Below are 20,906 nucleotides of genomic sequence, written 5' to 3'. Positions count from 1 at the left end.
GCTGCGTGCGGCTCAGTCGTGCGTGGTCGGGTCCACTTCGCCCCAGGCGAGACCTGCTCCTCGATCCAGACCCCGGATGTAATCCATGTCGGCGTCTTCGATGCGGAAAGAGAAAAGGTCCAGATTCTCAAGCATACGGACCGGGTTGGTGCTCTTGGGAAGCACCGGATAGCCGTTCTGTACGCCCCAGCGCAGTAGCAACTGCGCCTCGGTTACGTCGTACTTCGTCGCCAACCTCTTGAACGGAGAATCGGACTGTTCTCCCTCGGCGCGCATGTCCTGTGTCTTCCCGCTTGCGTGACCGGGCGCGGTGCGCCAGGTCGACAGCGGAGCCAGGCTGCTGTAGGCGATGGGGGTGATGCCTTTCTGGTTCAAATAGGAGACCAGTTCGGGCTTCTGTGACCACGGGTGCAGTTCGATCTGGTTGGCGTGCGGAACGGGAAGTCCCGCCTCGATCAGCTCGTCGATGTGAGCGGCATTGAAGTTCGACACGCCGATCGCCCGCGCCTTGCCGTTCTTGTAGACCTCAGCCAGCCCCTGCCACTGCTCCAGGCGCTGCTCACGCCCGAACGTGGCGTGGATGAGGTACAGGTCGACCTGCTGGAGACCGAGCCGGTCGAGACTCTCGTCGATGGACCGCAGGGTCTCCTCGATCGTCTTGTTGCGTTCCCCCGCCAGGGGCCACAGCTTGGTCGTCAAGAACACGTCGCCGCGTTCGAGACCTGCTTTCTGCATACCGCGACGCAGTCCTTCGCCGACGCCGCGCTCGTTCTCGTAGACCTCGGCGGTGTCGACGTGTCGATATCCCGCGGCGACGGCATTTTCGACGGCGGACGCGGTCTTGTCGTCCGGGATGAGATAAGTTCCGAAGCCGACGAGGGGAACCTCCACCCCCGTGGTCAGCTCACGCTTATGCGTGTCGGTCATGAGAGTCTCCTTTTGCGTATTACCGAATGGTTGCGCCGTACCGATGGAACGGTGAGTCTCGCCTCGCATCGACGACGCAGAATACGACAACGAGGCTTAGATTCAATGCATTCCCTGTGCCGACCGCGAAATCGCACACAGCGACGCGTCAGCGATTTTTCAGTTGGCGAGTCGACGGTGGCCGATGAGGGCCGGCAATTTCTTGTCCGGTCTTCCGGCCCACCCGCTTCCGGGAAGGCACATCGGCGGGTCAGAAGTAGGTGGGCATACGGGTGACGTATGGCTCCTCAAGAAAGCGGATCTCCTCGTCGGTGAGGTGTAGGTCCAGCGCGGCGGCGGCGTCGGCGAGGTGGTGCGGCTTGGTCGCGCCCACGATCGGGGCGTCGACGACCGGGTTCTTCAGCACCCAGGCCATCGCGACGGTCGCCATGGACACCCCGCGCTCTTTGGCGATCTTCTGGACGGCGTCCACGATCGCCCGGTCGCTGTCGACGTACAGCGGGCGGCCCTGGAAGTCGACGTCGGAGCTGGCCTCCGAGCGAGGGGTGGAGCGTTCGCCCCAGGGCTTGGTCACCCGGCCCGCGGCGAGCGGGCCCCATGGCATGCTGCCGACGCCCTGGTCGGCGAGCAGGCCGAACATCTCGCGCTCCTCCTCACGCTGGAGCAGGCTGTACTGGTCCTGCATGGACACGAACCGTGTCCAGCCGTTCTCCTGCGCGGCCTGCTGCATCTTCGCGAACTGCCAGGCCCACATGGAGGAGGCCCCGAGGTAGCGGGCCTTGCCCGCCTTGACGACGTCGTGCAGGGCCTCCATCGTCTCCTCGACCGGGGTCTCCGGGTCGAAGCGGTGGATCTGGTAGAGGTCGACGTAGTTGGTGTCCAGGCGGGTGAGGGAAGCGTCGATCTGCTCCAGGATCGCCTTGCGGGACAAACCCGCGCCGCCCGGTCCGGAGTGCATCGGGAAGTACACCTTGGTCGCCAGGACGATGTCCTCGCGCCGCGCGTACGTGCGCAGGGCCCGGCCGACGATCTCCTCGGAGCTGCCGGCGCCGTAGGCGTTGGCGGTGTCCCAGAACGTGATGCCGAGTTCGACAGCCTGCCGGAACAGCGGTTGGGCGCCTTCCTCGTCGAGGGTCCACGGCAGCATCTCCGACGGGGTGCCGAAGCTCATGCAGCCCAGGGCGATCCGGCTGACCTTGAGACCGCACGTGCCGAGACGGGTGTACTCCATTGCCTGCTGCTTCCTTCCGAGCTGTTCATGATCTTCTTTGGCAGTTCGTGGTGACGCGTGGGAGACGTCCGCTGCGGGCTTTTCGGTCGCCGGGTTCACCCGTCACAAGGCGGCGCCCTGCCTGGCGTCGTAGCCGAGTTCCGCTCCCAGGGCGCGGGCGGCCATCGCCTGGTCCGGCAGTTGTCTGTCCCTTGCTGCCGGCTGGCCTGGACGACCGCGGCGGCTGTGCCTGCAGATCGCTTGCTCAGAAGGTGAGGACCACGCGCCCCCGCAGGCCGCTTGCCTCCAGCAACCGGTGGGCCTCGACAGCCTGTTCGGCCGGGAGGGCCCGGGCGACACGCGGGGTGAGCCGGCCTTTCTCCGCCAGCTGCCGGAGGCGGTTGAGCTTGGCGTGCTCACGTGCGTAGCGCGGAACGAAGGTCTGCTGGGTCACGATGCCGCGCTCCCCAGGACCCTGGGCGCCGCCGGCCGATGTCGCCACTCGGCCGCCGTCGCGCACCGCGCGGACGGCGAGCTCCGCGACACCCGCGGTGTCGACGAGGCCGTCGACGCCCTCGGGCACCTCATTGCGCACCAGTTCTGGGAACTCGGTCCCGCGCGGCAGTACGACGTCGGCACCCAGGTCGCGTACCAGCTGCTCGTCCTTCGGCGCCGCGTCGGCGATCACCCGAAAACCGTCGGCCTTGGCCAGCTGGACAGCGAAGCCGCCGACCGCACCGGCCGCTCCGATGACCGCCACGGTGGCGCCCGCGGGAAGCTCAAGCAGGTCCAGCGCCATGCGGGCGGTCGAGCCGTTCATCAGCAGCGTTGCAGCCTCGATGTCGGTTGCGTCGGCCGGGGCACGGACCACCGACTCGGCGGGGACGACGAGGTGCTCCGCGTACGCTCCGTGCGTCCCGGAAACCACCGCAATGGCCATGACGCGGTCGCCGACGTCGAGATCGGTGTCGACTCCTTCGCCGATCTGCTCCACTACGCCGGCCGCGTCCATCCCCGGAACATAAGGGGGTTCAGCGTCGGAGACGAAGGCGATGCCCCGGCGCACCATCGAGTCGACGGGGTTGACCGCGGCCGCGCGCACCCGGATACGGATCTCGCCCGGCCCTGTTTCGGGAACCGGCAGTTCCAGGACGCGGAGCACTTCGGGTCCGCCGAATTCGGTCAGTCCTACGGCTTTCATTAAGGGTCACTCCTTGGCGGTCAGTGGTGTGAGAGTCACTCCACCGCCGCGCCCCCGGCCAGGCGGACCTCTTCGCTGTCGAGGGCTGCCTGAAGGCGGCGCAGTACGGTGTCGTCGATGCGGCGTTCGTCACGGAGACGGACGACCGTGGCGCGTTTGTGGGCGATGAGGGCCAGATGCAGCGCGACGTAGTCCTGGTGCTGGAGGAGGGCCGGGTCGTCGGCGGCGCCCTTGGCCCGCACGGTCGCCAACTGTGCTTCGTACTCCTGACGCAGCCACTCGGCGATTTTGGGTTCGGTGCGCAGGTCGGCGGCGAGCTGGGGCATCGCCTTGAGCGCGTCTTCCACGGCGCTGGTCTCGGCGAGGTTCTGCTCCTCGTCGGCTGACGTGTCCGGCGGCAATTTCGCCCAGCGCACCGCTGCCGGCAGCAGGAGTCCCTGCGTCACCAGGGTGACGAGGATGACGCCGGAGGTGACGAAGATGATGAAGTCGCGGTCGGGGAACGGCTCGCCCGAGTCGAGCGTGTGCGGTACGGACAGGGCCACGGCGAGCGAGATGGCGCCCCGGAAGCCGGCCAGCCCGCTGACCACCCGGGCCCGGTGACTTTGCCGCAGCAGGCGCTGCTTCGGGCGGCGGTCGAGCAGGCGGATCAGGTAGACGGAGGCGAACAGGAACGCGAAGCGTACGGCGACGAGGACGGCGCAGACGGCGCCGACCGCGATCAGGGCGTCGGTGAGGTCGGCGCGGCTGAGGTTGCGTACGGCGTACTGCAGTGACACGCCCACCAGGACGAACAGCGCGCCGTTGATGAGGAAGGTGGCCAGCGGCCAGAACGCCATCGCCTGGGTGCGGTGTTCGGCGCGGATGATGCGCGGGGCGACCTGGGTCATGATCAGGCCGCTGATGACCACCGCGAGGACGCCGGAGGCTTCGACGAGTTCGGCGAGCAGGTAGGCGGTGAACGGCGCCAGGATCATGACGAGGTTGCCGAGCAGGGGGTCGTTGAGGCGGCGCCGCAGGTTCATGTTGACCCAGGCGACGGCCACACCCACCGCCGCCCCGCCGCCGTAGGCGAGCAGGAACAGCCCGCCGACGTGCGGGACGCTCAGGTGTTCCTCGCCGACCGTGATGCCGACGGCGAGTCCGTAGATGACCAGGGCTGTGCCGTCGTTGACCAGGCTTTCGGCGCGCAGGATGGTGACTTGGCGGCGGGGCAGGGCACGGGCCAGGGCGCCGACCGCGGTGGCGTCCGTGGGGGCCACGGCCGCGCCGAGCACCCACGCCGGTCCCCACGGCAGCCCCAAGGCGTGCCCGGTTGCCGCGACCGCTCCGGCCGTGAGGATGACGAGCACGGTGCTCAACAGCGCGATGCCGCGCAGGTTGGTGCGGATCTCCCTCAGGGACGTGGTCAGGCTCTCCCAGTACAGCAGCACCGGGAGGAACAGCAACAGCACTACTTCCGACGGCAGTTGGGCCTGCCGGACCGCCGGGATGAGCCCCAGGAGCACGCCCGTCACGAGCAGCAGGACGGGCGGGGCGATGCCGAGGCGCTGTGCTACGACGTTGCTGATCAGCACGGCCACGCCCAGGACCGCGACGAGTTCGAGACCGAGCACTGTGATTCTCCTGCGGAAGGGACGGAACGGGTTCGGGGCGGGCTCAGCCGGTGGGGACGAGCTTGAGCGTGGTGTCGCGTGAGGTCACCATCGGATGGACGTAACTCGCACTGAATAGGCCGTACTTGGTGCGGTAGGCGGCGTCGATTCGGTCGTTGACGGTGGTGTCGCTTACCTCGACGAAGGTGACGTCCTTGGCGACGCCGCCTGAGCGGATACGGCCCGCGCCGCTCGTGCGGGCAGCGCGGTACCAGGAGCCGGCGCTGCCCTGTAGGAGCGGACGTAGAGGTCGTCGCCGTCGCGGACGACCCAGATCGGCACCGGTGTGCGCGGCGCTCCGTCAGCGCGCGACGGCGCCATCTCCAGTTCGTCGGCGTGCTCGATCCAGGTCAGTTCGTCGTTGGTCCAGGCCGTCATCGGCACATCTCCTTCACGGTGCGGGAGCGCGCGCCATGCCGCCGTCCCGATCGACGCCCCATCCCTTCGGGCGGCCCGCCGCGAGCCTCGGCGGGCCCCGGGGCGATGGGGCATCTGGTGACGAGAGGTCAGAGCCCCAGGTGCTTGCCGAAGAACTCCGACAGCTTGGCGACCGCGGGGGTCACGTACTCGTCCCTGTCGTACAGGTCGACGTGCGAGGCGCCCTCGATCAGGAACAGCTCCTTGGGCTCCTGAGCCTTGGAGATGGCCTCCTCGCTGTAGGGGCGGGTGTCGGCGTCCGTGCCGGCGATCATCAGCAGGGGACGGGGAGATCCAGTCCATGTGCGCGAGGGTGTCGAACTGGGCCAGCACGTCGGCCCGCACCACGACCGAGCTGGTGGAGCGGGGGTGATCGCCGCCCGGGGTGCGGTAGTAGTACGCCTCCTTGAACAGGCTGCGGTCCGGGAAGACGTCCGCCTCGGCCGCGGTGTCGGGCGGCACTCTCATCCCGATCGGGCTGCCGCTGCGGGCCTCGGCGTTGCGCAGGGCGCCGGCCTGGTTCAGGTGCGGCTCGCGCAGTTCGGCGGGCAGGCCGATCAGGCCACCGAAGTAGCCGAGGTAGGTGTCGTAGGCGCTGACCGTGGCGACGGCCTTGATGCGACGGTCGGTCTGCGCGGCGTAAGGCACGTAGCCACCGGAGGCACAGATGCCGAGGGCGCCGACGCGCTCAGGGTCGATGTCGCTGCGCGTGGCGAGGTGGGAGACGGCGGCGCGGATGTCCTCGGTGCGCTGGAACGGGTCTTCCAGACCGCGCGGGGTGCCCTCGCTCTCGCCCTGGTAGACGGCGTCGAAGACGAGCGCGGCGAAGCCCTCACGGGCCAGGCGCGCGGCGTAGATCGACACGGCCTGTTCCTTCACGGCACCCCACGGGTGGCTCACGACCACCGCGGGCAGCGGCTGGCCGGAGTAGGCATCCGTAGGGAACAGGATGCCCGCGATGGTCAGGCCGTTGCCCGTGAAGCTGACGTACGTCTTCATGGGAGCCTTCTCTCTGTGCCGACGGCCTTTTTCTGCGCTTGAGACAGGTGCTCGGCTCGCTGCGGAGACGCAGCTGAGGGCGGGCTTCTTCGTACGAACGGTTGTTAGTGGGAGCCGAGCCGGACTGCTAGCCGCTGATCGACTCGCTCCAGTCGGTCCTGCTGTTGGCCGTTGGCTCCCGCCCGCCGAAGAACGACCTCAGCGGACGATGGGCCCTCGTGGGCGTGAGCGCCGACGGGGGAGCTGGCTCACGCCCACGAGGGGGCTGGGGGAGGTCAGGGCTTGAGAAGCGTCTTGATGGCGCGGCGTTCGGCCATGGCCCTGTAGCCCTCGGCGACCTGGTCCAGGGGCAGGGTGAGGTCGAAGACCTTGCCGGGGTTGATCTTCCCGGTCAGGACGCGGTCGATGAGGTCGGGCAGGTAGCCGCGGACGGGGGCGGGGCCGCCGCGCAGGCCGACGTGGGAGAAGAACAGCTCCTGGCCGTTGACTGCGACGTCGTGCGGGATGCCGACGAAGCCGACGTTGCCGCCGGGGCGGGTGGAGTGCAGGGCCTGCTGCATGGACTGTGCGGTGCCGACGCACTCGAGCACGCTGTCCGCGCCGACGCCGTCCGTCAGGTCCTTGATGCGGGCGATGCCTTCGTCGCCGCGTTCGGTGACGATGTCGGTGGCGCCGAACTCCAGCGCGAGCTTCTGCCGGCTCTCGTGGCGGCTCATGGCGATGATGCGTTCGGCGCCGAGTTCCTTGGCGGCGAGGACGCCGCACAGGCCGACCGCGCCGTCGCCGACGACGACGGCGGTGGAGCCGGGGCGTACTTCGGCGGCCTTGGCGGCGTACCAGCCGGTGCCCATCACATCCGACAGGGCCAGCAGGCTGGGCCACAACTCCTCACCCGGCAGGTCGGCGGTAGCGACCAGGGTGCCCTGGGCGTTGGGGATGCGGATGTACTCGGCCTGGCAGGTGGACATGAACTCGCGGTGCACACAGTTGGACTGATAGCCCGCCAGACAGTTCGGACACGTGTTGTCAGAGGTGGCGAAGGAACCGATGACGAACTGGCCCGGCTTGACGGAGGTGACCGCGCTGCCGACCTCCTCCACAATGCCGACGTACTCGTGGCCCATCGGCGTCGGCTGGGCGACGGGGTCCGCACCGTTGTAGGCCCACAGGTCCGAGCCGCACACACAGGTGACAACGGTTCGGATGACCGCGTCGGTCGGCTCGAGGATCTTCGGCTCGGGGACGTTCTCCACCCGGATGTCACCGGGGGCGTGGATCACAGTTGCTCGCATGGTTCTTTCCTGGTCTGTTCTGCAGGTGGGGCCGGTCGCGTGGCGATCACGCGCCGGAGAGGGTGGCGGTTCGCCGTTGTCAGCGAGGTGCGCGGGTGCTGACGTGTGGGCCGTTGTACTCGGCGTCGGTGACGTGCTCGGGCCAGGTGTTCTCCGGCCCGCCGTCCGGGCCGGGGTGCTCCCACAGGGCGAGAGGGATCATGAACTGGCCCGGGGCTGCGCCGTGCCGGTGCGCTCGCCCGGAGGCGTGTAGACCACGTCGCCCGGACGGGCCTCCAGGAGGTCGCCGCCGCGGGACTGGACGAGGGCGATGCCCTCGACGATGTACAGGGTCTGGCCCAGTCCGTGCGCATGCCAGGCGGTAGGGGCACCGGGCGCGAACTTCACCATGTCCGCCCTGGCTCGGGATGGCTCTTCGCCCCGGTAGATGACGTCGGACCAGACGTCACCGGAGAACCATTCGGCCGGACCCTTGCCGGTCGGGGGCTGTTGCAGTAGTTCCATCGCGATTCTCTTCGTACGGTGCGGGGTTGCTGCGGTGCTCGGGCAGTGACGTCAGCTGGAGTCATCGACGACGCCCTTGAGCTGGTTGATCGCCGTCATAGCGCTCGGCCAGCCGGCGTAGAACGCCAGATGGGTGATGGCCTCGACCAGCTCGTCCCGGGTCAGCCCGTTCTCCAGTGCCCGGCGCAGGTGGAAGCCCAGCTGCTCGGTGCGGTACAGAGCCACCAGGGCGGCGACGGTGATCAGGCTGCGATCACGCGGCGACAGACCCGGGCGTTCCCACACATCACCGAACAGGACCTTGTCGGTCAGTTCCACGAGCTTGGGTGCGAACTCGCCGAGTTCGTTCGGAGCGACGGATTTCTCTTCGGGCATGGATGGGATTCCTTGCATGGTCGGGGTTCACGACGTCAGCTGATCTGGTGGTTGGGGGAAAGCTTCGCCTGCTCCGCGCGAAACGACGGAAGAATTCGAAGCACCGATGGCATGCGAAAATAAATCGCTCCCGTTCAGGTGGAAAGAATTCTGGCGAACGGACCGTGTCGACGGCCCCCGTCTTCGGCCCTGTCACGGCGGCAGGGCCCGTACGGAAGAGGCTTCCATCCGAGGCGGAACGTATCCAGGGTCAAAACTGGTCCCCCCTGCCGACTGGCGAACGGTGGCACAGTGGTGAGCATGACCAGCAGCGCGCATCTCAACGAGCTGGGCGAATTCCTCAAGGCCCGCCGGGCCGAGCTCAGCCCCCGTACGGTCGGCCTGCCCGAGGCCGACGGACGGCGGCGCGTGGTCGGCCTGCGCCGGGAAGAGGTGGCCGTGCTCGCCGCCATCAGCACCGACTACTACACCCGTGTGGAGCAGGGCCGCGTCACGCCCTCCGCGTCGATCCTGTCCGCCCTCGTCCGTGTCCTGCATCTGAGCGACGACCAGCGGGACTACCTGTTCGAGCTGGCCGGCAGAGAGGTCGGTCGGCCCCGGCGGCGGGCTCCGCAGAAGGTGCAGCCGCAGTTGCGCATCGTGCTGGACGAACTCAGCGTGACCCCCGGCATGATCCTGGGCCGATACCTGGACATCCTGGCGTGGAACCCGATAGCCGCCGCCCTGTACAGCACCGACTTCGCGCAGATCCCCGACAAGCAGCGCAACTACATCCGGCAGCTCTTTATCGACCCGGCCATGAAGTCCCTGTACGCGGACTGGGAGAGCACCGCCCGCAACGCCGTGGCCGTGCTGCGCCGACGGGCCGCGGCTCGTCCCGACGATCCCGGGCTGTCCACCCTCGTGGGCGAGCTGTCGGTGCAGGACGACCAGTTCCGTCAGTGGTGGGGCGGCCGCCATGTGGCACCGCGCACCGGCGGCATCAAGGTGTTCAACCACCCGGTCGCCGGCGAACTCGCCCTCGACTGGGACGCCCTCAGCTGCGAGGGCGACCCCGACCAGCAACTCATCATCTGGATCGCCGAACCCGACTCGCGCTCCTACGAAGGGCTGCGCTTCCTTTCCTCCTGGGCGGGGGCCCAGCAGGACCGGTCGAGGTCCCGCACCGTCGACTGACGGGCCCTCCTCAGACCCGGCACATCGTGCCGAGTCGTCTCTTCCCGCGGGACCGACAGGCCCGGCACCACAGATGGTGCCGGGCCTGCGCTGCGAGCAGGTGACGGCCCTGGATGCCAACAGCCACCCGCCTGCCTCCGATATCGCCACCTGACTGGGAGGCCGCAGCAGCACGAGAGCCGGACGGCGAGCAGGGTTGTTGCGAGGAAACCGTGCAAGGAGAGCCGCGAATACCGAAAATCAGCATGGTATTCCAGGGTGGATGAGATGCCATGAATGGCAGCCTGTAACTCCGCGGAGTCATCCAGCCAGGGCAAAATCTTACCCACCCTAAGTGCCCGCATTCCATGCAATGCTTTCAGGGCACGACTCGCGCAGCCCCTTTTCGAGGAGCAATAATCCATGTCCTCCAACCCCCGCCCCACGGTCGCCGTGGCATTCCATTCCGGCTACGGCCACACTGCTGTCATAGCCGAGGCCGTGGCGCGCGGTGCTGCGGAAGCCGGCGCCGAGGTGGTGTCCATCGCCGTGGATACGATCACCGACGAGCAGTGGGCGCGGCTGGACGCCGCCCACGCGATCGTCTTCGGCGCCCCCACCTACATGGGCACCGCCTCCGCCGCCTTCCACGCGTTCGCCGAGGCGAGCAGCAAGCGGTGGTTCAGCCAGGCCTGGGTCGACAAGATCGCGGCAGGCTTCACCAACTCCGGTGCCAAGACCGGCGACAAGTCCTCGACCCTGGGCTACTTCTTCACCATGGCCGCCCAGCACGGCATGCACTGGGTCAGTCTCGGCCTGCAGCCGGGCTGGGCCTCGACCAGCGGCAGCGAGGACGACCTCAACCGGCTGGGCTTCTTCGTCGGCGCCGGCGCCCAGACGCCCACCGACGTGGGTCCGGACGCGGTCCACAAGTCGGACATCGCCACCGCCGAGAGCCTCGGTGCCCGCGTGGCCCGCCAGACGGCGTTCTTCCTCGCCGGCCGGGCCGCCCTCGCGGCCTGACACAGACCACCCCTGATGCGCCAACACATCCGCACCTGCAAGGAGCACATCATGTCCGCATCGGACAACATCGCCATCGTCCGCAAGGCCTACGAGTCCCAGGCCGCCCCGGAGGTCCTCCAGGAGGTCATGACCCCGGACGTCGTCTGGGACATCACGCCCGGCTTCCCGTACGGCCGTGTCTACGAGGGCCTGGAGAGCGTGGGCCGCGACTTCTTCGGCCAGCTCATGCAGCACTTCGACGCCTTCCACCCCGTGGGCGACGAGTACTTCGCGGACGACGAGGGCCACGTCATCGCCCTCGGTCACTACCACACCGTGACCAAGAAGGGGATCACCAACGACGTCAGGTTCGTCCACATCTGGACCACCCGTGACGGCAAGCTCGTCAAGCTGCAGCAGACCGGCGACAGCGTCATCGTCGACCGGGCGCTCAACGCCTGAGACCAGTCCACCCGACCGATCTTCAGGGAGCACTCTGTGGCAAAGATCCTCTTCGTCATCACGTGGCCACGGACTGGACGTTGGCGGACGGCAGGCAACAGCCGACCGGGTTCTGGGCGGAGGAGGCCCTGGGTCCGTTCGCCGTCTTCAAGGAGGCCGGCCACGAGATCGCGGTGGCCACTCCGGGCGAGGTGCCCCCGACGGCCGACGCGCTCAGCCTGACGGCCGACTACAACGGCCGCCCCGAGGGCGCCGAGCGGATGAAGACGACGCTGCGTGAGGCGACCGAGCCGGCGCACCCGATGCGTATCGAGGACGTCGACATCGACGACTGCGCGGCCGTCTTCTACCCGGGCGGCTGGGGTCCGATGGAGGACCTGCCCGACAACGCCGCCTCCGGCAGGCTGCTGGTCCAGTGGCTTGCTTCCGCCAAGCCGGTGGCGTTGATGTGCCACGGCCCGGCCGCGCTGTTGGCCACCGTGGACGCCGATGGCAAGTCCCCTTTCCACGGCTACCGCCTGACGGCGTTGTCCAAGGCCGAGGAGATCCAGAACGGCATTGCCGACCGGGTGAAACCGCTGCTGCAGGACCGCCTGGTGGCCGACCTGGGCGCGGACTACCAAGAGGGCACACCGTTCACCCCGCACCTCGAGGTGGACCGCACCCTCTACACCGGCCAGAACCCGATGTCGGCCGTTCCCCTGACCCGGGAACTCGACAAGGTGCTCGGCTGAGTACCGCGCAGACAAACGTCCCGGCAGCCCGCGATCACATCCGGGCTGCCGGGACAACCCATACCAACGAACCATATTCATGCCGCGAAAGACCCCAGACGAAGGAAGCCGACTTCACTACTCCTCGGCGATCTTGACGCCCTGGTGCTGCAAGTCCCGAAGATCAGCGAGGTGCTGCCGCTTCTCCACCTGCACGGCCTGTTCTCTGGCGACTTCGTGCCCGCCCCGGAGCAATTTCTCGGCTCCACAGCTGGCCTGTCGGCGGCCACGGTCAGCTGCCTCACCCAGCTGTGGCAGGCCGACCACGCCGCGTTCGGCGAGCGTGAACTGTCCGGCAGCGACTACGTCTACGTCTGGGCCGACGGCATCCACCTGCGTATCCGCTTGCGCGGGGCGAAGTCGTACGTACTGGTCCTGATGGGCGTGCGCGTCGACGGCACCATGGAGCTGATCGTCATGAGCGGCGGCTACCGCGAATCCGCCGACTCAGGGGCGGATCTCCTGCGCGACTGCGTCCGCCGCGGCATGCGCGCTCCCGTCCTTGCGGTCGGCGACAGCGCACGCGGCTTCTGGAAGGTCCTGGCCGAGGTGTTCCCCGAAACCCGCCATCAAAGGTGCTGGGTTCACAAGACCGCCAATGTTGCGAACGCCCTGCCGAGGTCCGCCCAGCCCGGCGCGAAGAAGGCCCTGCAGGAGATATACAACGCCGAGGACCGCGACCAAGCACAAGGGGCTGTGGCCGCGTTCACCAAGACCTACGGCGCGAAGTTCCCCAAGGCCGTCAAGAAGATCACTGACGAGGTGGACGAGCTGTTGGCCTTCTACGACGTCCCCGCCGAGTACTGGATCCACTTGGGCACCACGAACCCGATTGAGTCGACTTTCGCCACTGTCCGGCTGCGGACCAAGGTCACCCGGGGCGCTGGTAGTGCGGCCGCCGTCCTGGCCTTGGTCTTCAAGCTCGTCGAGTCCGCCCGGCAGCGGTGGCGGGGCGTGAACGCACCCCACCTCGTAGCCTTGGTCCGTGCCGGAGCCCGCTTCGAGCGCGGCCACCTCGTCGAATGCTCCGAGAGCCACGCGGTCTGAACGACCGCATCTGATCCACGGGTCATGACTCCTGCGCCCTCAGCCCGGCAGCAGGCCGGGGCGTCGGGCCGATGAGTCTGCCGGTTGCCTGAAGTCTTCCTTGTGACAAGCCCGCCCCGTCGGCGGATCAGGAAACTCCGGATCCCGTTGCTATGGAGGAGAGAGGGAGGCCAGGATGAACAATCCGATTCGGCTGTATATGTCGATGTCGCTCGACGGCCATATCGCCGGCCCGGACGACCGGCCAGGGCAGGAGCTCGGACGCGACGGTGGACGGCTCTTCAACTGGCTCGACGACCGGGAGTCCGACGGTCCGAGCGGCCAGGTCTACCGCGAAGCGCTGGCGACCGGCGCGGTGATCTCCGGCCGTCGGACCTTCGAACTCGCCGGGCGCTGGCAGGGCGATCACCACGCCGGCGTGCCGATCTTCGTACTCACCCACCAGGTGGATGACGGGGACGTGCCACCCGGCCACGCGCGTTTCGTCACGGATGTCGAGGACTGCGCCCGTCAGGCTCGCGCGGCCGCAGGGGACCGGCCTGTCATGGTCCATGGGGCGGGGGCGGCCCAAGCGCTTCTGCGAGCCGGGCAGGTGGACGAGATGGAGATCCACCTGGTTCCGGTCCTCCTCGGGGACGGTCGACGGCTGTTCGACCACCTGGGTAGCGATCACATCGAACTCGACCTCGTCCGACGGCTCGAGGATCGAGACGTCACGCATCTCCGCTACCGGGTGCATCGACCCGAGGAGGCCGCGTGAAGACGCTCTTCGTCGCCTACCGCGTCACCGACCTGGACCGCTCGCTCGGTTTCTACACCGCCTTGGGCTACGCCGAACTGGGCAGGGTCGAGGGCGGCGACGGGGCTCGCCTCGTGATCCTCAAGTTCCCCGACGAACCGGCGGCCTCGCTCGAACTGGTCCACCGCCCCGGGGACGGACCGGTCGACGCGGGCAGCGGTTTCGACCACCTCGCGATCCAGGTGGAGAGGCTTGCCAACACCCTGGAGACGCTGACCGAAGCCGGCCTGAGGCCTGGACCCCTCCAGTACCCGGGCGGCCCTCACGGCCCGAAGACGTCGTGGCTCACGGACCCGGATGGTTACCGGATCGAGTTGGTGGAGTGGCCGTCCGGACATTCCGACGGCATCACCGCAGCAGACTTCGCCTGAGGCGGCCACGGTCTGCGGAGTAACGAAGCTTCTCCTCGGCGCGACCGCGGCGCAACACAAGGCGACATCCCACCGCATCCAGAGGTCTTGACGATTACTCCTGACGGTCGCCGCCCGGTTGAGACGGTGGCGGCTGGTCTTGCCGGAGGACGCGGGGATCGGGGCGCCGCCGCAATGGTGGGCGAAGGCAGACCCTGAGCACCACGCACTGTCGAACAGTGAGATGTGGGTCACCTCCGGGGCGTCGATGTCACACTCCGGGGGCTCGCCTCCCTCTCAGAGTGAAACCCGTAGCGACCGCGGCAGGAGGCACTCATGAGTTCTGACACCCGGCCTGGCGCGCTGTGGAAGTCCCGGCCGGACGGCATGGATGGGGACGCGCTCCCCGGCGTCCTGGTCAACGGCAGCCTCGCTCCGACGCGACGCTACGGGATTGTCCGAAGTAGCAGCAGGGGGCTGCCAGATAAAGCCGCGGCCGGAAAGCTCGATGCCCGGCAGGACCTCGACCAGCCCCGCCCAACCCGACGGCACACGCCGCGGGGGACCCTCAGGCCCGACGGGCCGACGAGAAGGGAAAGATCATGACCAGGTATCGGAAGACAGGGCGTGCACTGACCGCCGGCGCGGCTCTGCTGGGCGCACTGGCGCTTTCGGGACCGGCGCAAGCCGCCGACCGCACCTCCCTCGTCGCCTACGGCGCTCACACCCGCGCGAAGGCCGTGTCCTACGGCGCGAACGGTGCCGTCAGGGTCTGTGACCTCGATCCGGACGGCTACGGGGTCGCCGTCCGCTACTACCGCAGGGTCGGAGGCCCTCAGACGCTGTCGGACTTCAAGGGCAACGGCACCTGCAGCGAAACCACCGACATCCAGAGCAATCCGATCATCCTCTTCACGGCGTGCGTGGTCATTGACAGCGTCGACTACTGCGCCTCCCCGTACCAGGACACCGGCCGGTAGCCCGCGCGCTCCCACGGGGTGCCGCAGTGGCGCGACCACTCCGGACAGCAGCCGTGCCTTCAGGCGGGCGCCGACTCCGTACGGCGCCCGCCGCCGCCACGGGGCGGGCGCCCGCCGGTCAGTCGACCGGCTGCTCGGCGGTGCGCAGCCCCCGCCGTCCACGCTGCCCGGTGTCTGCGGTGGCTGCGCCCGGTGCCTCAGGTGTGCTCCAGTCAGGTTGCGACCGTGGCGCCATCCCAGGAGTGCGGGCGGCCCGGAGGCGCTGCTGCGGTCTCACCGGCGTGACGTTCAAGGTCGCGTTCGTGCCCCAGCTGGGCAGGCGTGTTGTTGCCGGGGCGCCGAACGGGGCCGTACCGGGCTGACCTTGTTCCTTTACATCGTGACCATGTCACCGGTCTGCGACGGCGGTGTCGTGGAACGACGACGCTGGTATCCCCTCGGTTCACAGCTCCCTCCTAGTGATCGAGCAAGCACCGAGGAGCCGAAACCGACTCGGTTCAACCAGTGGATACCAAGGGGTCTTTCATGTCCGGCAACCGTCGCAAGGCTTTTCTCGTCTCCGCTGTCCTCGTCGGCGGCGCCATGCTGATGACGGCATGTCAGGACGCAGGCACTGACGCGGGCGCCGCGCAGAGCTCTTCGTCCGCCACCCCGGCCGGCAAGGCGGTCACCCCGTCCGGTTCGTCGAGCACGGGCAGCACTCAGGGCGGCGGGACGGGCTCCGCCGGGCAGGACTCAACGGGCGGGAAGAGTTCTGGCGGGCAGGGCACGGCCGCCGGGTCCGGTTCCGACGCGAGCAGCAAGGCCGGCAAGTGCCGCACCGGCGACCTGAGGATCACGGCGACGGACAGCACCATCACCGGAGACCCCGACGGCACCGTCGCGGTGCAGCTGAAGAACGCCGGCGGCCGGGCCTGCGCGGTGACCGGATACGCGGGCGTCGACCTGAAGACCAGCTCGGGGTCGCTGTCCGCGAAGCGCACCGGTGAGAAGGGCAGCTCGGTCGTCCTCAAGAGCGGTCAGTCGGTGTACTTCGGCATCAACTACCCGCTCAACAAGTCGGGCGGCTCCGGCGTCCGGATCACGGGGCTGCTGGTGACCCCGCCGAACGAGACGAAGTCGGTCACCCTCGCCTGGCCGGGCGCCGGCACGCTGCCCGTCACGGACGGCTCCGGCTCTCCGGTGAAGGTCGGCCCGGTCGGAAGCGCCGGTCAGGGCGGCTGACCCGCACGCTTCAGAAGACTGATGAAGACCTCAGGTTCTGGCCCCACCGCGTGAGCGGTGAGGCCCGTGCCCGCAGGCCGGTCAATACGGCCGCCCACACGCCGTCACGCTGCCGCGGACCGCTGTGCCGACCTCGGCATATTCCCTCCCGGCCCGGGTGGCCTGAGCGAGTCCACGTCCGAACCGGCGGCCGGGTGCGCCGGCATGGGCCTGGCGCCCTCGGTGGTCGCGTCGTCTGCGGCATGGTGAGGGGATCCGCTCGGTCTGATGACGAGCGGTGACCGGCCGGTCGGCTTGTCCCCGTGAGCCGGTCGGCAGTGGTCTGTCCTGGCGCAGCCGACTTGATCCCGGCCGCGCCAGAACACCCGCGCCCCGCACATGTGGTGCTGGCTCTCGGCGGCCGCCGCGGCGTGTCGGCGGCTCAAGGTGCGTAGCCGCGCAGGATGAAAGCGATCGTCTCGTCGAGGCCTTCCTCGATCTGCTCGGCTGAGAGTGCGCCACTCAGCGCCAGTGCGGTCAGGCCCTGGAGGGCGGCGGTGAGTGGTGCGGCGAGGCGGTCGAGCGGCCCCTCGCGGACTTCGCCCCGGCGCTGTCCGCCCTCGATCAGTTCCGTGCCCAGGGCTGCCAGTCGCTGTGTGGCCGCGGTCAACCTGTCGGAGGCGGTGCTCTCTTGCTTGTGGCCGCAAATCAGGTCGAGCAGGACGGCGTTGGCGGTGGCGAAGGCCACATAGGTGCGGGCGAGCGCGGTGAGCCGGTCGGCGAAGGAGTCGCCGGCCTGCTCCAGGGCCTCGGTCGGCGTGGCCTCCAGGCGGGCGAAGCCCTCCAGCGCCAGAGCGTCCAGCAGCGCCCGCTTGCTCTTGAAGTGGTGGCTGGGCGCGCCGGGGCTGACCCCCGCTTCCCGGGCCAGTTCCCGCAGTGACAGCGCGTCCGGCCCCTTCTGACCGAGCGTCTGTTCGGCTCGGTCGAGCAGGGCGGCACGGAGGTCTCCGTGGTGGTAAGGGCGGGTCTTCATGCCCTTCGCTCGACGCCCTGGTGAGGGCGGGCGCCCACGTCGTGCTCGCCGTGCGGAACACCGACCGCGGCGAGACCGCCGCCCGGACCGTCACGGGCGCCCGCGGCACGCTGGAGGTCCGCCACCTCGACGTGGCGGACCTCTCCTCGGTCCGCCGCTTCGCTGCCTCCTGGCAGGGTGACGTCGACCTGCTGATCAACAATGCGGGCGCCATGAACCTCCCCGAAGGCAGCACCGAGGAGGACTTCGAGATGCAGTTCGCCACCAACCATCTCGGCCCCGATCACGTCCAGGTCCTCCAGCTCGAGGGAGACCGGCCGGCCGGACCACAGGCAGGACATCTTCCCCGCCGAGATCACCAAGCCCACCGAGGCTCGGACGTACTGGCAGGAAGCCCTGCGCGGCGACATCGCCGACCTCCAGGGCGGCACCACGAGACACGCTCGCCGTGCAGACGGACGTCATGCCCGCTGTGTCAGTTCGGATCATCTTGGCCGCGCGGTATGTCCGATGTTCCCGACAGCAACGGGTGATGCGCACCGAGACGGCACCTCCCGGGTTGGACATCGATTTCGAGGTACAGAAGTGCATCCTCCGCCACTTGCAATAGTGCAGACGGCGTAGTGCATCCACTCCTTTGAACGATTCAAAATTCTTCCTCGGGATGCTGTTGGGCGGGCCGGGTTCCGGCGCGGCCGCGGGCTCCACCCCGTGTGGCCATGGCCTGAACGTAGTGAGGCAGTCCCCACAGAAAAGCGCCTTTGCAGGCAATTATTCCGGCAACGGCCGTCCTTGCGCGAACCCTTGACGGTTGTGATGTGCACACTTACCGTCTCCGGCGGACGACGTAAAACGATTCAAGTCGGTGAAGTGTCAGACCTCTGCCGTCAGTTGAGCCCGCAATCCTCCGCCGTCGCGCCTGCGATCGCAGCCGTGCGGGGAGGCACTCTCCCCTGCCCGGAAGGAGCACGGCGACTTGTCCGCACCACGCGACATGCCCCGCCCGTCCCGCCGCCAGATCCTCCTCGCCACATCCGTCGTGGCCGCCGCCGTCGCGCTGCCCCCTCAGCCGGCCGGCGCCGCCACGGCGGGACCGCGACCCGCTCTCACCGCCTTCCCGCCGGCCGATGTCCGGCTGCTGGAGAGCCCGTTCCTCGCCAACATGCGGCGCACCTGCGCGTATCTGCTCTTCGTCGACGCCGACAGGCTGCTGCACACCTTCCGCCTGAACGTGGGACTGCCCTCCTCGGCCGAACCCTGTGGAGGGTGGGAGGCCCCAGGGATCCAGCTGCGCGGCCACACCATCGGGCACCTGCTCAGCGCGCTGGCCCAGGCACACGCCCATACCGGCGACGAAGCCTACGGGGCCAAGGCCCGGTCCATCGTGTCGGTGTTGGCCCAGTGCCAGCAGTCCGCCCCGGCCGCCGGCTATCACCGCGGCTATCTGTCGGCCTTTCCCGAGTCCGTCTTCGACCAGCTCGAAGCCGGCGGCAAACCGTGGGCGCCGTACTACACCCTTCACAAGATCATGGCGGGCCTGCTCGACCAGTACGAACTCAGCGGCAACGAGCAGGCGCTGGCCGTCCTGCTGGACATGGCGGCCTGGGTCGATGCCCGCACCTCACCGCTCTCCTACGAGCGGATGCAGACGGTGCTGAACGTGGAATTCGGCGGCATGAACGACGTGCTCGCCCGCCTCCATCTGGTGACCGGCGACGCGACGCACCTCCTGACCGCCCGACGCTTCGACCACGAGGCGCTGTACGCACCGCTGGCCGCCGGCCGGGACGAACTCGCGGGGCACCACGCCAACACCGAAATCGCCAAGATCGTGGGAGCGGTACCAAGCTACGAGGCCACGGGAGAGCGCCGCTACCTGGACATCGCCGACCATTTCTGGACGACGGTCGTACAGGACCACTCGTACGCCATCGGGGGCAACTCCAACCAGGAACTGTTCGGGCCGCCGGGCGAGATCGTCAGCCGCCTCTCCGAGGTGACCTGCGAGAACTGCAACAGCTACAACATGCTCAAGCTCGGGCGGCAGTTGTTCCTCCATCAGCCCTCCCGCGCCGACCGCATGGACCACTACGAGTGGACGCTCTACAACCAGATGCTCGGCGAACAGGATCCCGACTCCGAGCACGGGTTCGTGACGTACTACACCGGGTTGTGGGCGGGCTCGGAGCGGCAGCCCAAGGGTGGCCTCGGTGCCGCGCCCGGCAGTTACAGCGGGGACTACGACAACTTCTCCTGCGACCACGGTTCGGGACTGGAGACGCACACCAAGTTCGCCGACAGCATTTACTTCCGCACCCGTGGCACGCGCCGTCCTGCGCTCTACGTCAACCTGTTCATCCCTTCCGAAGTGCACTGGCGGGAGATGGGAGTGACGATCCGTCAGGAGACGGAATATCCCACGGCCAACCGCACCCGTCTCACCGTCACCGGGGGAGAGGCACGCTTCACTCTGAGGATCCGTGTCCCCGGCTGGGTGGCGGACTCCGGCAGGCCGGCCGTGCTGAAGGTCAACGGCCGGCACGTCCCGGTCCGGCCGGAGCCGGGAACATATGCCACGGTGGAACGGCGCTGGCACTCCGGGGACACGGTGGAGCTCGTGCTGCCCCGCGAGCCCGTCTGGCAGGCCGCGCCCGACAACCCGCAGGTGAAGTCGCTGTCGTACGGCCCGCTGGTCCTCGCGGGGGAGTACGGTGACACCGCGCTCGCCACCCTCCCCTCGGTCCGTCCGGACACCCTGCGCCCCGCGCCCGGCAGCGCCACCGCGTTCACCGCACTCGCCGACGACCGGCGCGTACAACTGAGGCCGTTCCACGAAGTGCAGCACCAGCGGTACAACGTCTACTGGGCCGTGCGGCCGCGTCCCGCGCGCGAACGGGACATCGTCCGTTATCCCTTCGACGAGGGGAACGGCACCTCGGCGGCCGACCGTACCGGCGCCTTCGCCGACGCGACGCTCGTCGGCGCGACCTGGGACGACAGTGACGGTGTGCGCTCGGTGTCCCTGGACGGACACGGCGGCCACGTCGCGCTCCCCGCCGGCCTGCCGAGCGGGCTGGAGGAGCTGACCCTCGGCGTGCGGGTACGCGTCGACACCCTGGCTGCCTCCGCCCGCGTCTTCGACCTGGGATTCCACAAGGAGACCTATCTGTTCCTGGTGGCCACCACCGGCGCCGGGCGGGCCAGGGCCGCCCTGAAGATCGCCGGAATGCAGGCCGAGGACTTCATCGACGCGGGCGCCCCGCTGCCCGTGGGCCGGTGGACCCACGTGGCCCTCACCCTCGCCGGCGGCACCGGCGTCCTGTACGTCGACGGCGTCGAGGCCGGCCGCAACTCCGCCATGGTGGCGAGCCCCCTCCTGCTCGGCGGGAGCACCCGCAACTACCTGGGGCGCTCCCAGAACGCCACCCATCCGTACCTGCACGGCGCCGTCCGCGACTTCCGTCTGCACAACCGGGCCCTGAGCGCGTCCGAGGTGGCGCGACTGGCCGCCGGCTGACC

The 20,906-nt window shown here is 68.7% G+C and carries 18 protein-coding genes and 3 pseudogenes; 11 read left to right on the top strand and 10 right to left on the bottom strand.

Annotated features, from left to right (window positions below):
- Positions 1–12 precede the first annotated feature (12 nt).
- From ACZ7M2_RS30450 to ACZ7M2_RS30410, 9 genes and pseudogenes are all read right to left on the bottom strand, one after another.
- The gene (locus ACZ7M2_RS30450) at positions 13–927 is read right to left on the bottom strand and encodes an aldo/keto reductase family protein (RefSeq protein ID WP_471598008.1); all 915 of its coding nucleotides are present in this window, start codon (positions 925–927) and stop codon (positions 13–15) included.
- 250 nt (positions 928–1,177) lie between these two features.
- Positions 1,178–2,158: an aldo/keto reductase gene (locus ACZ7M2_RS30445; protein ID WP_471598007.1), complete on the bottom strand. Its 981-nt coding sequence runs from the start codon at positions 2,156–2,158 to the stop codon at positions 1,178–1,180.
- A 244-nt stretch (positions 2,159–2,402) separates the two neighbouring features.
- Positions 2,403–3,338: an NADP-dependent oxidoreductase gene (locus tag ACZ7M2_RS30440; protein ID WP_471598006.1), complete on the bottom strand. Its 936-nt coding sequence runs from the start codon at positions 3,336–3,338 to the stop codon at positions 2,403–2,405.
- A 35-nt stretch (positions 3,339–3,373) separates the two neighbouring features.
- Positions 3,374–4,954: a Na+/H+ antiporter gene (locus ACZ7M2_RS30435; RefSeq protein ID WP_471598005.1), complete on the bottom strand. Its 1,581-nt coding sequence runs from the start codon at positions 4,952–4,954 to the stop codon at positions 3,374–3,376.
- Positions 4,955–4,997: 43 nt separating this feature from the next.
- Positions 4,998–6,409, bottom strand: a pseudogene (locus ACZ7M2_RS30430) (DUF2255 family protein).
- 275 nt (positions 6,410–6,684) lie between these two features.
- The gene (locus tag ACZ7M2_RS30425) at positions 6,685–7,701 is read right to left on the bottom strand and encodes a zinc-dependent alcohol dehydrogenase family protein (RefSeq protein ID WP_471598004.1); all 1,017 of its coding nucleotides are present in this window, start codon (positions 7,699–7,701) and stop codon (positions 6,685–6,687) included.
- A 79-nt stretch (positions 7,702–7,780) separates the two neighbouring features.
- The gene (locus ACZ7M2_RS30420) at positions 7,781–7,903 is read right to left on the bottom strand and encodes a hypothetical protein (protein ID WP_471598003.1); all 123 of its coding nucleotides are present in this window, start codon (positions 7,901–7,903) and stop codon (positions 7,781–7,783) included.
- Positions 7,900–8,205, bottom strand: coding sequence for a cupin domain-containing protein (locus ACZ7M2_RS30415; RefSeq protein ID WP_471598002.1), 306 nt, complete (start codon positions 8,203–8,205; stop codon positions 7,900–7,902). The genes ACZ7M2_RS30420 and ACZ7M2_RS30415 overlap by 4 nt, the downstream gene beginning before the upstream one ends.
- Positions 8,206–8,256: 51 nt before the next feature.
- Positions 8,257–8,580, bottom strand: a complete 324-nt coding sequence (locus ACZ7M2_RS30410; protein WP_471598001.1) for a carboxymuconolactone decarboxylase family protein — start codon at positions 8,578–8,580, stop codon at positions 8,257–8,259.
- A 300-nt stretch (positions 8,581–8,880) separates the two neighbouring features.
- Here ACZ7M2_RS30410 and ACZ7M2_RS30405 point away from each other — a divergent pair, with 300 nt between their 5' ends.
- The 9 genes and pseudogenes from ACZ7M2_RS30405 to ACZ7M2_RS30365 all read left to right on the top strand — a co-directional run bounded on the left by ACZ7M2_RS30405 (position 8,881) and on the right by ACZ7M2_RS30365 (position 16,375).
- Positions 8,881–9,756, top strand: coding sequence for a helix-turn-helix domain-containing protein (locus ACZ7M2_RS30405; RefSeq protein WP_471598000.1), 876 nt, complete (start codon positions 8,881–8,883; stop codon positions 9,754–9,756).
- A gap of 402 nt (positions 9,757–10,158) precedes the next feature.
- Complete coding sequence (locus ACZ7M2_RS30400) at positions 10,159–10,758, top strand: flavodoxin family protein (RefSeq protein WP_471597999.1); 600 nt, start codon at positions 10,159–10,161, stop codon at positions 10,756–10,758.
- Between the two features lie 51 nt (positions 10,759–10,809).
- Positions 10,810–11,202 carry a nuclear transport factor 2 family protein gene (locus ACZ7M2_RS30395; protein WP_471597998.1) on the top strand — a complete coding sequence of 131 codons (393 nt, stop codon included), beginning with the start codon at positions 10,810–10,812 and terminating at the stop codon, positions 11,200–11,202.
- Between the two features lie 36 nt (positions 11,203–11,238).
- Positions 11,239–11,936 (top strand): annotated as a pseudogene (locus tag ACZ7M2_RS30390) (type 1 glutamine amidotransferase domain-containing protein).
- 85 nt (positions 11,937–12,021) lie between these two features.
- Positions 12,022–13,022 (top strand): annotated as a pseudogene (locus tag ACZ7M2_RS30385) (IS256 family transposase); the annotation flags it as partial.
- Between the two features lie 175 nt (positions 13,023–13,197).
- A complete protein-coding gene (locus ACZ7M2_RS30380) occupies positions 13,198–13,782 on the top strand; it encodes a dihydrofolate reductase family protein (RefSeq protein WP_471597997.1) in 585 nt (194 codons plus the stop codon).
- The gene (locus ACZ7M2_RS30375) at positions 13,779–14,192 is read left to right on the top strand and encodes a VOC family protein (RefSeq protein WP_471597996.1); all 414 of its coding nucleotides are present in this window, start codon (positions 13,779–13,781) and stop codon (positions 14,190–14,192) included. The genes ACZ7M2_RS30380 and ACZ7M2_RS30375 overlap by 4 nt, the downstream gene beginning before the upstream one ends.
- Positions 14,193–14,773: 581 nt before the next feature.
- Positions 14,774–15,151 carry a hypothetical protein gene (locus tag ACZ7M2_RS30370; RefSeq protein WP_471597995.1) on the top strand — a complete coding sequence of 126 codons (378 nt, stop codon included), beginning with the start codon at positions 14,774–14,776 and terminating at the stop codon, positions 15,149–15,151.
- A 525-nt stretch (positions 15,152–15,676) separates the two neighbouring features.
- Entirely contained in the window at positions 15,677–16,375 is a 699-nt protein-coding gene (locus ACZ7M2_RS30365; RefSeq protein WP_471597994.1) for a DUF4232 domain-containing protein, read from the top strand.
- Between the two features lie 421 nt (positions 16,376–16,796).
- On the opposite strand, the gene ACZ7M2_RS30360 is transcribed toward ACZ7M2_RS30365, so the two are convergent.
- The gene (locus ACZ7M2_RS30360) at positions 16,797–17,387 is read right to left on the bottom strand and encodes a TetR/AcrR family transcriptional regulator (RefSeq protein ID WP_471597993.1); all 591 of its coding nucleotides are present in this window, start codon (positions 17,385–17,387) and stop codon (positions 16,797–16,799) included.
- On the opposite strand from ACZ7M2_RS30360, the gene ACZ7M2_RS30355 reads away from it, so the two are divergent.
- Together ACZ7M2_RS30355 and ACZ7M2_RS30350 are read left to right on the top strand one after the other, a co-directional pair.
- The gene (locus ACZ7M2_RS30355; RefSeq protein ID WP_471597992.1) at positions 17,291–17,920 is read left to right on the top strand and encodes an SDR family NAD(P)-dependent oxidoreductase; all 630 of its coding nucleotides are present in this window, start codon (positions 17,291–17,293) and stop codon (positions 17,918–17,920) included. The genes ACZ7M2_RS30360 and ACZ7M2_RS30355 overlap by 97 nt on opposite strands.
- Positions 17,921–18,381: 461 nt before the next feature.
- Entirely contained in the window at positions 18,382–20,904 is a 2,523-nt protein-coding gene (locus ACZ7M2_RS30350; RefSeq protein WP_471598163.1) for a glycoside hydrolase family 127 protein, read from the top strand.
- The last annotated feature ends 2 nt before the right edge of the window (positions 20,905–20,906 follow it).

The sequence above is a fragment of the Streptomyces sp. NPDC111507 genome, assembly GCF_055638955.1.
Note: the sequence above shows the minus strand (reverse complement) of the source record. Positions and strands in the feature narration are given on the sequence as shown.

Bases quoted from the DNA above. Each gene is read 5' to 3' on its own strand.
- ACZ7M2_RS30450 (WP_471598008.1), bottom strand. From the start codon at position 927: ATGACCGACACGCATAAGCGTGAGCTGACCACGGGGGTGGAGGTTCCC.
- ACZ7M2_RS30445 (WP_471598007.1), bottom strand. From the start codon at position 2,158: ATGGAGTACACCCGTCTCGGCACGTGCGGTCTCAAGGTCAGCCGGATC.
- ACZ7M2_RS30440 (WP_471598006.1), bottom strand. From the start codon at position 3,338: ATGAAAGCCGTAGGACTGACCGAATTCGGCGGACCCGAAGTGCTCCGC.
- ACZ7M2_RS30425 (WP_471598004.1), bottom strand. From the start codon at position 7,701: ATGCGAGCAACTGTGATCCACGCCCCCGGTGACATCCGGGTGGAGAAC.
- ACZ7M2_RS30420 (WP_471598003.1), bottom strand. From the start codon at position 7,903: ATGATCCCTCTCGCCCTGTGGGAGCACCCCGGCCCGGACGGCGGGCCG.
- ACZ7M2_RS30415 (WP_471598002.1), bottom strand. From the start codon at position 8,205: ATGGAACTACTGCAACAGCCCCCGACCGGCAAGGGTCCGGCCGAATGG.
- ACZ7M2_RS30410 (WP_471598001.1), bottom strand. From the start codon at position 8,580: ATGCCCGAAGAGAAATCCGTCGCTCCGAACGAACTCGGCGAGTTCGCA.
- ACZ7M2_RS30405 (WP_471598000.1), top strand. From the start codon at position 8,881: ATGACCAGCAGCGCGCATCTCAACGAGCTGGGCGAATTCCTCAAGGCC.
- ACZ7M2_RS30400 (WP_471597999.1), top strand. From the start codon at position 10,159: ATGTCCTCCAACCCCCGCCCCACGGTCGCCGTGGCATTCCATTCCGGC.
- ACZ7M2_RS30395 (WP_471597998.1), top strand. From the start codon at position 10,810: ATGTCCGCATCGGACAACATCGCCATCGTCCGCAAGGCCTACGAGTCC.
- ACZ7M2_RS30380 (WP_471597997.1), top strand. From the start codon at position 13,198: ATGAACAATCCGATTCGGCTGTATATGTCGATGTCGCTCGACGGCCAT.
- ACZ7M2_RS30370 (WP_471597995.1), top strand. From the start codon at position 14,774: ATGACCAGGTATCGGAAGACAGGGCGTGCACTGACCGCCGGCGCGGCT.
- ACZ7M2_RS30365 (WP_471597994.1), top strand. From the start codon at position 15,677: ATGTCCGGCAACCGTCGCAAGGCTTTTCTCGTCTCCGCTGTCCTCGTC.
- ACZ7M2_RS30360 (WP_471597993.1), bottom strand. From the start codon at position 17,387: ATGAAGACCCGCCCTTACCACCACGGAGACCTCCGTGCCGCCCTGCTC.
- ACZ7M2_RS30350 (WP_471598163.1), top strand. From the start codon at position 18,382: ATGCCCCGCCCGTCCCGCCGCCAGATCCTCCTCGCCACATCCGTCGTG.